The sequence below is a fragment of the Bifidobacterium sp. SO4 genome, from assembly GCF_018555355.1.
In the GTDB taxonomy this organism is placed as follows: domain Bacteria; phylum Actinomycetota; class Actinomycetes; order Actinomycetales; family Bifidobacteriaceae; genus Bifidobacterium; species Bifidobacterium miconisargentati.
This window is the reverse complement of record NZ_JAFEJP010000007.1, coordinates 24,532-37,533: the sequence shown is the minus strand read 5'-3', so window position 1 is coordinate 37,533 and position 13,002 is coordinate 24,532. Positions and strand designations below refer to the sequence as shown.

Genomic DNA, 13,002 nt, shown 5'->3' with positions numbered 1-13,002 from the left:
CCACCTTTGTCTTACGGGCGTTTTTAGTGCGGCCGTCGTGCAGGTTGCTTGTCAGGCAGCCCTCCGCCGCAAATACTCCCGCAGGAACGGCACGGCGAAATCGACCTCTCCGCGTTCGGTCTCGCGTATTACGTAGGCATCGAGCAGCCTCTTGCGATAGGTGGAGGCGTAGTTGGGCGTCTTGCCCATGCGTGCGGCGACTTCGGCGGTGGAGACAGGGCCCTCGAATTGTGCCATGGCGGTGAGGTATGCCTTGTCGTTCCCGGATAGTCCATGTAGCTCCGGGATACATACGGCGTTATCGAGATCTATTCGTGCTTCGGCTATGCCATTGGACACATCGTCATCGTTGATGATGTCTGAATCGCGCAGATCAGCGGCATCCCAAATGTGATACCCGACCAGCTGGATCATGTATGGATATCCATGCGTGGCCACGGCTGCGGTGTGCAGCTGCTCATCGTTGATGGTCATTCCGGAAGACTGGAAGGTTTTGGCAAAAGCGTCGCGTACTTCCTTGATCGGCACGTCGGTAAGCACGTTTGTTTTCGCGCGGCGCAGGAACGCGATCACCTCATCGTTGAACAAGTCGGATACCATCTGAGGCAGCCCGGCGAACACAATGGCTATGTTGCGACGTTCGCGGATCTGATGTTGGATGGCGGTCGCGATGGCAATCATGTCCGAACGATCCGCGGCTTGCGTCTCGTCAATGGAAATAAGCAGACCGGCGTGGTGTTTCTCCAATGCGTCAATTCGTTCGGCCATGGCCTTACGCAGGGTTTCGGGCATACGTTTCGGCGAGAGCTCCGCCTCACCAAGACTCAGGCTGGTTCCGGCGAAACTGAGCGACGGCTTGATGGTGAGTCTGTCCAGCAGACCATCGTGATTGCGCAGTTCATTGACCAGACGTTCGCAAAGACCCTCGGAAGCGGTTTCCTCAATGACATCCCATTTGCGTTCGCGCGCCTTGTCTTCGAAGACGGTGAGCATCACCGTTTTGCCTGTGCCGCGTGCGCCAGTAATGAGCATGATGCGGCCCGGTGCGCCCACGCCGTTGTCAAGACCCTTCTCGAAGTCGCGTATAACCTTGCTGCGACCGATGAGTAGTGGTGGTTCTCCGCCTGCGGTTGGTTTGAACGGATTTGCAGTGGTTCTCATGGGCGTGCTCTTTTCCCCGTCGCCTTTGTCATTCCTCAAAATCAAAAATATCAAAAAAATAAAAAGTTTCAAAAATGGCGGTGGCGGTAAGCTATCGAGCTTTGCGAAGTGGCGGCGAAGTCGATGCGGTCCTCTCCCTCAAAGTTCACCGTATGGCCATCTTGTGGTCCTGCGGTTCCCCATATCCGCTCTGATAATGGAATGCAACAATCGAGGGGAGAGGGAAATCACATGACGCAACCGTCCGAAAACCCGGCATTGGGCACCGCGCGAAAGCTGGTGCACCCATTGGAATCGCCGATCTGGCTTACCGGCACGAACGACGTGGCGCGCGAATCGTTCGCGGCGGGCAATCGCAACGCCTTGGGCAATGCGGCCGGCATCGTGATCGGAGCTGCGGCCGCGGTCGGGTGCGTCATTGCGGGCGCGGACAGAATCGTCGGCGAAGTGGGCTCCATGTGGGTCACGAACCACGGCGACGACGCGCATGTCAGCCTCTTCGCCGCGAACTGGCGCAACATCGGCGTCGGACTTGTGTTTCTGCTGTTCTCCGTCGTCGCGGTGATTCTGGCCGTGGAGTGCGTGCGCGCGGAAATCAGGTGGAGTCGTATCCACAAAGCCTCGCTGAATCCGGACGTCGTGGGCGTACGGACCACAGGATTCCATGCGGGAGACACGGTCGTGTTCCCGGACGACACGGACAACGACGGCGACCCGGTCAAGCATCCGCTCACCCACATCGTCTTCCGGCGTGACGAGGCACCGCGCACGATCCGCATCTCCGCGTACCTCCGGGCGGACCGGTGGGAGGAGCTGTTCGGCCCGGACCCCTTGGCCGACTGGCGTCACCGTCATCTCATGGCCTGGCTCACCCTCTCCATCGACGGCGATCGGCTCGGACTCATCGGATTCGACCCCATCCCTCCCGAACTGGTCAAGGAGGCGTATTCCTCGCGGTCGCTCCCGGACGAACTGGCGGCGGGGTCGGGTCCGCTACTCAGACGAACCGTCGGCGGACACTACTTCGTGGATGCCGACCTTGCTGGAACCGTGCGCAGACATTAGTCATTTTGGGCTTCATTGAGCGTTCGTCGGGTCTGTGCGGAACGTTCTGCGAGTCTGCAATGGACGACGGGTTGCCGGGGTCGGCACAAGACGGGCGCCGGTTTGCATCGGCGTCAGATGCGTACCGGTGCTCCGCCGGACCTGCCCTATGCCAAGCGCGCCCCTTATGCAGTACACAATGGTGCACAACAGTACGCAATGGTGTACATCGGTGTACATCGGTGTGCATTCGTGTAATTTGGTACGCATTCGTGTGCGATGGGATGGCGCGATGTCCAGCGGACTTTCAGGAAGGCGTGAGGGAATTCGCCGTAACCTGCATCGTTATGCGAAGGTTCGCGCGGTTATATATGAGTGTCGGCAAACGAAAGCGAACCGGCGGGATTTCCGCAGAATCTCATAACTGAACGAACCTTTCTTCTTCCTCTTCTCTTCCCTCTCTCCGGGCCCGGTCTCATCAGCCGGGCCTTTCCTTTGCTCCGGGAGTGCATCCGGTGAAATGCAAAGTAATCCACAACACGCCGATGATCGGGAAGCTGCATCCACATAGGCCGGTTCGGCTGGACGCTCGCATACGCGGGCGGTTAGCGTCAGGCGCATGAAGACGCATCGCATCATCACGGACAAACTTGCGCAGGCACGGCAACGGGGCAGTTGCGTGTTCGCGGCCAATGAAGCTGAGGGGCAGGCGCTGAGACGCCGTGTACGCGCCGGTGAGTTGGCCAACCCGTATCATGGCGTGTTTGTCGACGCGCAATACTGGAACACGTTGAACGGCACCGAACAAGCTTGTCATCTTGCACGGTGCCTGGCCGAGCGCTACCCCTCGTGGGTGTTCGCCGGTCCTACGGCTGCCGCTTTATACGGGTTTGACCATCAGTGGTCGATTCATCGGTCGGGACTGTACCTTGCCTCCAGCGTGAGGTCTCGCTCCAGTTCGAATGGGGTGCATCACATCTTCATGCCGTCGATTCCTCTTTGCGAAACGCAGGGTGTGAAAGTGACCTCGGTGAGTCGGACATTGGTGGATTGCGCGTTGATCCTGCCGTTCGCCAATGCGTTGCCCATTTTCGATTCGGCGTTCAGAAGAGGCAGTTGCGCCGCGGATGGTCTTCGCTCCCTTTGCGCGGAGCTTCACCGTGACACTTCCGCGGCGGATCGGGTGCTGCAATATGTGGATCCACTGAGTGAGAATGGCGGTGAATCGTTGGCTCGGGCGGTGATGATCGAGGAGGACTTCCCGGTGCCGCAACTGCAACGGGTGTTCGCCAATCCCAGGAATTCGAGGGAATGGTATCGGGTCGACTTCGCTTGGCAGTTCCCGGGCGGATACACGGTTGTCGCCGAATACGACGGCATGGCCAAATACTCTGATCCCGCGATGACGGGCCGTCGTTCCATTCAGGCCGTAGTCAATCAGCAGAATGACAGGGAACGCAAGCTATATGAGTGGGGTGTGAACCGCATAGTTCGCCTTAGCTATGACGATGTGGTTCAGAGGTGGCCGTTGGTCGACAAACTGACTGGTGCCGGTTTGCCTCGAAATATCCAGGCCTGAATCAGGCGGTGTCAGGATTTCCGGGGACCTCGGTGGATTCTGGCTCATGCGGAGGTGGTCTGATGCTAGAAGAACGCGCCTTCTAGCATCAAATCGTTGCAATCCGGCTTTCCGGCGATTGTTTGATGCTACAAGGTGATTTCTTCTGGCGTCAAACGTTCGCTAGGCCGCCGGATTGCGATGGTTTGATGCTAGGAAAGCATGTCTTCTGGCATGAAACGTTCGCGGGGCCGACGAATTGCGATTGTTTGAAGCTAGAAGGGCGTGTCTTCTATCCTCAAACGTTCGCTGGAAGGCTGTTCCGAGAGCATTTGAATGTGCGGGAATGCGTGTTCTGCGTCCATGAGGTTGCGGAACGCTGATTTTGCCGACGGGGGTGCGACGATGCTGTACTGCTAAGACAGCGTGAGCGTTGAAGGAATTCGTTTGTGGGGGATGGGTGGTAATTGAGCTTGTTTTGTCACGATCTGGCCATGCACGCCATCGGTCGTGACTGCGATTCCTAACACGCTTCGTCGCAGAGAGACACGCCGATTTATCGCTAATGAAAATGATTCTCAATATGTGTTATGCTGTCTTCCGGTAACAGCCGAAAAATTCCGCGGTCGCGAGAGCCACGCGGGTTCAGAAGACCGGAAGAGAGCATCAGGCAGTGCTCGCCTCTTCAAGGTCTTCGGAGCCGCTTAGGGCAGGCCGCCCCAAGGTCAAGCGGCTGCGGCGGCACTGCTCGGTCCGCTTCGGAGAAGTTCGGGGTAAGTTGACGGCTGCCGCTGACTGGTTTATCGGGGCTTCGACACGGCCCCGGTGGGCTGGCCGACGGGAACGCAATTGCGGTTGTGGTCCGTGCCTGCCAATTCGGGGCGCGCCCTGATGTCGGCAAACGGAACGGTTTTGGCCGCCCGCGGCATACTTCGGTCGTCGGCGGGGCGATTACCAGCGAAATCGCCGCAAACAGGCCGGTCATTAACAGACCGATTAGAGAGGAAAACGATTATGTCTATCAAGTCCCATACCAAACGTGCGCTCGCCGGAATCACCGCGACGGCCGCGCTGCTGCTCACCGTCGCCGCCTGCGGCTTCACCGGGACCGCTGGAGGCGCCACCCGGTCCGGAACCGCGGCATCCGGCGCTGGAACGACGGCCGCCGACGGCACCATCGCGGTCGTCGCCTCCATCAACCAGTGGGGCTCCGTGGCGCAAGACCTCGGCGGCGAACACGTCACCGTCACCAACATCATGACCAAGACCAACGTCGAGGCGCACGATTACGAACCCACGGCCAAGGACGTGGCCAGGTTCGGCAGCGCGCAAATCGCCATCGTGAACGGCGCCGACTACGATCCGTGGGCGTCCAAGGCCGCCGAGTCCACCAAGGCCACGCTGGTGGACGCCGCCGAAACCACCGGCATCAAGGAGGGCGACAACCCGCACGTCTGGTTCTCCGCCAAGGCACGCTCCGCCGCCGCGGACGCCATCACCGCCGCCTACCAGCAGGCCGACCCCGCCCACAAAGACGATTACGCCAAGCTCAATCAGGACTGGCATGCCAAGGAGGACCGGCTCGAAGCCAAAATCAAGAACGTCGCAACCAAGACCGCGAACCTGCCGTACGCCGCCACCGAGTCCGTGGCCTGGTACCTGGCGGACGATCTCAAGATGACCGACGCCACCCCGCAGGGCTACGCGCAGGCCTCCGCCAACGAGAGCGAGCCGACCCCGGCCGACATCAAGGACTTCCAGGATGCGCTCAAGGCCGGCGACGCCAAGCTGCTGGTCCTCAACACGCAGGAGTCCAACTCCACCACCGAACAGATCACCAATGCCGCCAAGCAGGCCGATGTGCCGATCGTGGAGCTGACCGAGCAGATGCCCGCCAAGTACGGTGATCTGCTCGACTGGATGGGCGCGCTCGTGGACCAGTTCGCGACCGCGGCGAAGTAGCGCGATCCCGCAACTTGTCGGCCCAATCAGGGCCATGTTCAGGGTGTCTCGGGGCTGACCCGAGGCACCCTTTGCGTTAAGGTTGCTTCAGAGTGAATGGCCGGGAAACGGCGCGAAGCCGCAACAAGCCGGTCCCAATAGTTAGAGAACCGTGAGGAAACCGGAGAGAACGTTGATTCTCCAAGGTTCGGTGGCGAAAATATGCCACTGAAAAGCATCACAGGACAAGCAGGCGAATGAGCGAGAACACCACTAACACGAGCAGTAGCAGCGCACCGAAGTCCCGTTGGCGGCTCTGGACGAACCGTGCCGAGGCGGACGAAGTCACTCCCAAGCACCCGCACAAGCCGTTCCCCGGCTGGCTGTACGCCATCCTTTTCATCGTGTTCGACGCCGTGGCGGTGGCCGCGCTCGAAGTGGGCGTCTCCACCAGCTCCACGCGCGTGCAACTGTCCAGCCCGGACGTCGGCTTCAACTTCGTGACCAAGCTGTGGAGCGAAGGCAACGCCGTGGTGCTGCTCAACGTGCTGCTCGTGGGGCTGCTGTACCTCATGCTGCTCATGCTGTTCAACCGCTTCTGGACCGCCAGCGCGGTGATCGTGGGCGCGGCGATCCTGGTGGCCGCCATCGAACACTTCAAGATCGAGATCCGCTACGAAGCGATCCTGCCCGCCGACCTCAACTTCCTGGGCTCCAACACCGGCAACATGCTCACCTTCATTCCCGCGGGCGCGCATGTGACCATCCTCATCGCGCTCGGCGTGTTCGCCGCCCTGCTTGCGCTGATTCTGGTGCTGCGTCATCTCGACGGCCGCAGGGGCCGCATGATCCGCTCCGGCAACATCGGCCTGAACCTCGGCACGCGACTGGTGCTCATCCTGCTGCCGGTCCTCGCCTTCTCGCTGTACTGTATGCAGGTGAGCACCACCGACTCGTGGGCCAACAAGTTCTCGCACGCCATGGGCGACAAGCCGTCCATGTGGGATTCCGTCTACGACGCGCAGCGCAACGGCCCGCTCGTGGCCTTCACCCGCCAGCTCAATCCGAAGGTCATGGACAAGCCGGACAACTACTCCGAGGAGACCATGAAGCAGGTGGCCGCGCGTTACAAGAAGGCCGCTGCCAAGATCAACGCCTCCCGCGCGAACGATCTCAACGATTCCACCGTGGTGTACGTGCTGTCCGAATCGTTCTCGGATCCGAGCCGCGTGCCCGGCCTCAAGGTGAACAAGGATTCCATGCCCAACATCCGCAAGATCAAGGAATCCACCACCTCCGGCCTCATGCTCTCCTCGGGCTACGGCGGAGGCACCGCGAACCTCGAGTACATGGGTCTGACGGGCCTGAGCATGGCCAACTTCGACTCCTCCCTGACCAGCCCTTACCAGCAGCTCGTGCCGTCCGAACACTGGACGCCCACCGTGAACCAGCTGTGGGGCGCGCCCGCCAACTCGCTCGGCTACCATCCGTACGAGTCCAGCATGTACTCGCGCGCCACGAACTACAAGAAGTTCGGCTTCTCGCACTTCTACACGCTCACCGGTCCGGATGTGATCAAGTACCAGGACAAGATCGACGAATCGCCGTACGTCTCGGATAAGTCCACCTATGATTCCGCGCTGGAGGGCATCAAGTCCGGCAAGACGAGCAAGTTCATCCAGATCATCACGATGCAGAACCACATGCCCTATCACGAGTGGTATGAGAACAACGACTTCACCGCCGAATCCACCACCGGCACGCCGTTGGAGGACGACGAGAAGGAGTCGATCGAGACCTATCAGAAGGGCGCGTCCATCACGGATGAGGCCACGCAGGAGTTCCTGGACGAGCTCGACAAGCTGGATAAGCCCGTCACCGTGGTCTTCTACGGCGACCATCTGCCCGGCATCTACTCCTCCGCCAGCCAGGACGACGACAACTCGCTCGCCCTGCATCTGACCGACTACTTCATCTGGTCCAACAAGGCCTCCGGCACGCAGGGCAACAAGACGGGCGGTTCGGCCTACTCCTCGCCGAACTTCTTCGTGGCCCAGGCCGCCGACCACATGAACGCCAAGGTTTCGCCGTATCTCGCGTTCCTGACTGAGATGCACGCGAAGGTGGCCGCCATGGAGCCGCCGGTGGTCAACAAGATCCAGGGCTGGGATCGCATTCCCGAGGGCCAGTCCATCTATCTGGACCACGCCGGCAACCCGATGAGCGAGGAGGACTTCGACGAGGAGACCAAGCAGCTGCTCGCCGACTACAAGCTCATCCAGTACGACATCACCACCGGCAAAAACTACCTCAAAGACACGGACTTTATGACGCTGCCGTAAAGAAAACGATCCTGTGGATTGTTTTCAGGCAGTGTGCGAGACGACAGTCGAGCCAGCAAGCCGCGGGCGTAGCCCGTCCGTAATTGCCGTACCGTTACCGTAAAGCAAACAGCCCACTGGGCTGTTTCCAGGCAGTGTGCGAGACGACAGTCGAGCCAGCAGACCGCGAACGAAATTCGTCCTCAATTGCAGGACGAGCTGTCGGCGTAGCCGACTGAGGGGTAGTCCCATAAGGATTTCGGCGTAAATCAGATCTCCGGCTTTCAACCGGCACGGCATCGTACCGCCTACGATATCCGGTCCGGAATGATGCTGCTCTCCCCATGCCGCCCGGCCTACAATAAAAGCCATGAAGCGCATCGACGTGAATCATCACTGGCAGTTCCGCTCAATCGATGGGGGTTCGTGGCAATCGGTCACGCTCCCGCATGACGCGATGATCCGCGAGACGCGCGACTCGAACACGCCCAACGGCTACAACACCGGCTACTATCCCGGCGGCACCTACGAATACCGCACCACGCTGCACGTCGCCGCTGCGCCCGCTGCCGCGCTCCTCGAATTCGAGGGCGTCTATCCGGGCGCCACCGTACTCGTCAACGACGAGCCGGCCGGCGAGCTTACCTACGGCTACGGTGATTATTACCTCGACATCGCCGCCCTGCTCAAGCCTGGCGCCAACGCGCTGACCGTGCTGGTGGACAATTCCCGCTGTCCGAACTCGCGCTGGTACTCCGGTTCCGGCATCTACCGGCCCGTATGGCTGTGGGTCGCCGATACCGGGGACACGGCTGATTCGCGCAATCCGTCCGGCCTGCCTGGTCTGCCTGGTCTGTCCGGTCAGTCCATCGTTCGCGGCCCGTCCGCCGACGTCACCAAGCCGACTCCATCCGATTCGCCCGAGCCGTCCGATGCGATCCGTCCCGATGCCGTCCGTATCGATACCGTCGCCATCGCCGATGACGATTCCGCCACCATCGCCATCAGCCTTGACCAACCAATCGGCCCGAACCGGTATCTATGGACGACGGTCGCCGACGCTTCCGGCACCACCGTCGCACGATTCCGCGGAACGACGGGCACGATTCCGCACGTCCGTCCTTGGTCGCCCGCTGCTCCCGCGCTGTACACCGCACGCATCGAACTCTGCACGGAAGTCGGCACGGTACTTGACATCCATACCGAGCGCTTCGGCATCCGCACACTCACCTGCGACGCCGAGCACGGGCTCAGACTCAACGGCGAACGATTGCTGCTCAACGGCGGCTGCGTGCACCACGACAACGGCATCCTCGGCGCGGCCACACTGCCACAAGCCGAATACCGTCGTGCCCGCATCATGAAGGAGCAAGGCTTCAACGCCGTCCGCTCGGCACACAACCCCCTCTCCAAAGCCTTCCTTGACGCCTGCGACGAGGTGGGCTTGCTCGTGATGGACGAGGCCTTCGACATGTGGTGGATGCACAAGACCAGCTACGACTATGCCGGCTCCTTCCGTGACCATTACGCCACCGATCTGGCTGCAATGGTTCGCAAAGACCGCAACCATCCCAGTGTGGTGCTCTACTCCATCGGCAACGAGATCGCGGACACCAAGTCGCCGCGCGCCGCCGAAGTCGCCCGCTCGATGCGTTCCATCATCCGCGGGCTCGACCCTTCAAGGCCGGTCATCGATTGCGTGAACCCGATCTCCCTGGCGCTTGCCGCCAAAACCAGGGCCGGCATGGACGAGCACGACGCCAAGGTGGAGGGCGAACCCGGCCTCAACACCACGCTCGAACACGCCTCCGGGCCTGCGCTGCTCACGGCCATCGACCGGCTGATGCCGCTCGCGCTCGCCACGGGCATTATGGACCGGCAGACCGACGCCGTCTTCCGTGAGGTGGACGTGGCCGGCCTCAACTACTGCCGTCAGGGGCCGGAATGGTTCCATCGCCGCCATCCGCAGCGTGTGTTTTGCGCCAGCGAAACGTATCCGCAGGAAATCGCCTACACCTGGCCCGCAATCCGCCGTCTGCCGTACCTCATTGGCGATTTCGTGTGGACCGGTTGGGACTACATCGGCGAGGCGTCGGTGAGCGCATGGGCGTACGCGAAACCCGAACCGGATGGCTGGACGGCCGGATACGGCAATCGTGCGGCCCTGCGCGGGCATCTGACCGGCCCGTATCGGCGCTATCCCGGCCTGTTGGGTGGTTCCGGACTCATCGACATCACCGGTGAGCCGACCGGGCAGATGCTTTATCGGCAGGTGGTCACCGGCGTGCGGCGTCGGCCGGCCATCACCGTGCGGCCCATGCAGTTGCTGTACGGCGGGGGAGCGGTGCGTCCGGGGCGCACTTCGCGGTTCATCGAGCGCGGGCATGACGGCGTCGCCAGCTGGTCATGGGCCGGCTACGAAGGGCGTGACGCGCTGATTCAGGTGTATTCCGGTGGACACTGCGTACGTTTGCTGCTCAATGGCCGGCCGGTTGGCGGCGCGGTGCCGGTACGTCGATGCATGGCGGAGTTCCGTGTGCCGTATGAACCGGGCGAGCTGACTGCGGTGGCCTATGCGTCGGATGGGCGTGAACTCGGACGTGACACGCTGGTCTCGGCAGGGGTGGAGATCGTGGTCGGCACGCGATGCGAACGTGTGTCGAACCCGTACCCGCAGGACGACCCGCGCTGGGACGATACCGAGCTGGTCTTCCAATCCATCGCCCTGACCGATGCTCATGGCGTGGTCCACGCGACGAGTGACCGACGTATCACGGTGACTTTGGAGCCGGCACAGGGCGATGCGCCGGATGCCCCGGCCTTTGCCACCCGCGGTGCGGAGCTGTTGGGCGTGGCCAGCGGCAACCCCATCACCACGGACGAACTTGCCGGTCCCACCTGCACCACTTACTTCGGCCGAGCCATGGCAGTTTGGCGCGTCCCCGCCGGCGTGCCGGTGCACACCCATGTGACCGTGGAATCATGAGCCATTACGCCGAGATCAGCAGCTCCCATTCCCGGTTCCCTTTGTGGGGAAGCTGCCGGCGAAGCCGACTGAGGGGTGTCCGCCCGGACGCATCTCAGTCTTGGCGTAACAGGTTTTGTGGAATCATGATGATGGGCTCTTGCTGATGCTGACGTTGCTACCTGGAACCGACGAAAGGCTGGCATAAAGGATGACTGATATGTCAATCGCGCGATTGCGCAGCGCCTACTCTTCCGGACGGACACGTCCGTTGACGTGGCGGCGGGAACAACTGGACGCGATGCGGCGAATGGTCGTGGAGAACCGGGAGGATTTCGTAGCCGCGGTGGCCGCCGACCTGGGCAAGCCGGCCGCTGAAACCGTGCTCATGGAGCTGAATCTGGTGGCCGATGAGGCGCGGTTCGTGCGGAATCGGCTGGGACGATGGGCCGCGCGCCAGCCCAAGCCGATGCCGTTGGCGCTGCAGCCCGCAGCCGGTTGGACCGTGGCCGAGCCCAAGGGTGTGGTGCTCGTCATCGCGCCGTGGAACTACCCGGTGTTGCTCGCCCTGGCCCCGCTGGCCGATGCGATCGCGGCCGGCAACGCCGTGTGCCTGAAGCCATCCGAGCTCGCTCCCAATGCCGCGCGATTGCTGAGCGAACTGGTGCCGCAGTATTTGGACTGCGAGGCCGTGCGCGTGATTGAAGGAGGTCCCAAGGAGACCGGCGAACTGCTCAAGGAGCCGTTCGACCATATCTTCTATACCGGCGGCGAACGGGTCGGCAGAATCGTGATGAAGGCCGCTGCGGAGAACCTCACGCCGGTTACGTTGGAGCTGGGCGGCAAATCGCCGTGCTTTGTGGATCGTACGGCGGACATCAACGTGGCCGCCCGACGCATCGTCTGGGGTAAGTTCACCAATGCCGGCCAGACCTGCGTGGCACCGGATTACGTGCTTGCCACGCCGGATGTGGCCGAAGCGCTGGCCCGCCGCATCGCTGTGGCGATCACCGAATTCTTCGGTGAGAATCCGCAGGATTCGCGGGATTACGGTCGCATCATCAACGACCGTCATATGGAGCGGCTGATCGGACTGCTGTCGGCCGGCACCGTGCCGCCCGAGACGCCGAGTTCGCCGCTGGTGGTGGCTGCGTCCGCGGTCGGCGCTGCGATGGACATGGTCGGCCGACGCATCAATGCGGGAGTCGCCGCGGCCAACCGGAGCGGCGGCAACGTCGCGGATGTGGTCAGTGCTCTTGCCAGCGGCACGGTTCCGGCGGCAGATGATCCGGCCCATGCGGCTGAGACCCGTGGGGGAGTGGAGAACGGTAAGGCGATCTCGGCGGATTCCGGTGCGGGCGTGGCGTCGACGGGTGCGGAACCCGCAGATGACGGTATCCAGTCCGTGCCGGGCGTGACCGACCCGGCCGGCCGCGTGATTTGCGGCGGTAAGGTGGATCGGGATGCGCGATATATCGCGCCGACCGTGCTCTACGGCACCCAACCGGATGCGCCGGTGATGCGGGAGGAGATTTTCGGGCCGATTCTGCCGATTCTGGTGGTGCGGGACGCCGATGCTGCCATCCGGTTCATCAACGGTCGTTCGAAGCCGTTGGCTGCATACGTATTCTCCCGTGACCATGCGGTGCGGCTTGCCTTCGAACGACGCACCAGCTCCGGTGCGCTGGGTTTCAACCTGCCGTTGGGGCATCTGCTGTCCAGCAGACTGCCGTTCGGCGGCGTGGGATTGTCCGGCATGGGCGCATACCACGGCAAGGCCGGCTTCGACACGTTCAGCCACGTCAAGACCGTGGTGGTCAAACCCCAATTCCCGGACACGCTCCGCGCCGTCTACCCGCCCTTCACCGAGGCCAAGCATCGCCTCTTCGACCTCATCACCAGACTGAGCTAGACACGGCTTTGGCTCCCCTCACTGAGGGGAGCTGTCAGCGAAGCTGACTGAGGGGAGTCCGCGGAGGTAATTCCTGTAACTCCCCTCAGTCATCTTCGAC

Annotated in this window: 7 protein-coding genes; 6 read left to right on the top strand and 1 reads right to left on the bottom strand. The window is 61.9% G+C overall.

Annotated features, from left to right (window positions below; all coding sequences use genetic code 11):
- Nucleotides 1-51: 51 nt before the first annotated feature.
- Nucleotides 52-1,161: an ATP-binding protein gene (locus JS536_RS06175; protein ID WP_214356235.1), complete on the bottom strand. Its 1,110-nt coding sequence runs from the start codon at nucleotides 1,159-1,161 to the stop codon at nucleotides 52-54.
- A 231-nt stretch (nucleotides 1,162-1,392) separates the two neighbouring features.
- On the opposite strand from JS536_RS06175, the gene JS536_RS06170 reads away from it, so the two are divergent.
- The 6 genes from JS536_RS06170 to JS536_RS06145 all read left to right on the top strand — a co-directional run bounded on the left by JS536_RS06170 (nucleotide 1,393) and on the right by JS536_RS06145 (nucleotide 12,902).
- Nucleotides 1,393-2,226: a hypothetical protein gene (locus JS536_RS06170; protein ID WP_214356234.1), complete on the top strand. Its 834-nt coding sequence runs from the start codon at nucleotides 1,393-1,395 to the stop codon at nucleotides 2,224-2,226.
- Nucleotides 2,227-2,824: 598 nt separating this feature from the next.
- Entirely contained in the window at nucleotides 2,825-3,784 is a 960-nt protein-coding gene (locus JS536_RS06165; protein WP_214356233.1) for a CTP synthase, read from the top strand.
- A gap of 993 nt (nucleotides 3,785-4,777) precedes the next feature.
- Nucleotides 4,778-5,725, top strand: a complete 948-nt coding sequence (locus tag JS536_RS06160) for a zinc ABC transporter substrate-binding protein (protein ID WP_214356232.1) — start codon at nucleotides 4,778-4,780, stop codon at nucleotides 5,723-5,725.
- A 236-nt stretch (nucleotides 5,726-5,961) separates the two neighbouring features.
- Nucleotides 5,962-8,046 (top strand): LTA synthase family protein, encoded by a 2,085-nt coding sequence (locus tag JS536_RS06155; protein ID WP_214356231.1) that lies wholly within the window; start codon nucleotides 5,962-5,964, stop codon nucleotides 8,044-8,046.
- A 349-nt stretch (nucleotides 8,047-8,395) separates the two neighbouring features.
- Entirely contained in the window at nucleotides 8,396-11,011 is a 2,616-nt protein-coding gene (locus JS536_RS06150; protein WP_214356230.1) for a glycoside hydrolase family 2 TIM barrel-domain containing protein, read from the top strand.
- A gap of 190 nt (nucleotides 11,012-11,201) precedes the next feature.
- Nucleotides 11,202-12,902 carry an aldehyde dehydrogenase family protein gene (locus tag JS536_RS06145; protein WP_214356229.1) on the top strand — a complete coding sequence of 567 codons (1,701 nt, stop codon included), beginning with the start codon at nucleotides 11,202-11,204 and terminating at the stop codon, nucleotides 12,900-12,902.
- The last annotated feature ends 100 nt before the right edge of the window (nucleotides 12,903-13,002 follow it).

Coding starts and splice junctions, on each gene's coding strand:
- JS536_RS06175 (WP_214356235.1), bottom strand. CDS start 1,161: ATGAGAACCACTGCAAATCCGTTCAAACCAACCGCAGGCGGAGAACCA.
- JS536_RS06160 (WP_214356232.1), top strand. CDS start 4,778: ATGTCTATCAAGTCCCATACCAAACGTGCGCTCGCCGGAATCACCGCG.
- JS536_RS06165 (WP_214356233.1), top strand. CDS start 2,825: ATGAAGACGCATCGCATCATCACGGACAAACTTGCGCAGGCACGGCAA.
- JS536_RS06145 (WP_214356229.1), top strand. CDS start 11,202: ATGACTGATATGTCAATCGCGCGATTGCGCAGCGCCTACTCTTCCGGA.
- JS536_RS06170 (WP_214356234.1), top strand. CDS start 1,393: ATGACGCAACCGTCCGAAAACCCGGCATTGGGCACCGCGCGAAAGCTG.
- JS536_RS06155 (WP_214356231.1), top strand. CDS start 5,962: ATGAGCGAGAACACCACTAACACGAGCAGTAGCAGCGCACCGAAGTCC.
- JS536_RS06150 (WP_214356230.1), top strand. CDS start 8,396: ATGAAGCGCATCGACGTGAATCATCACTGGCAGTTCCGCTCAATCGAT.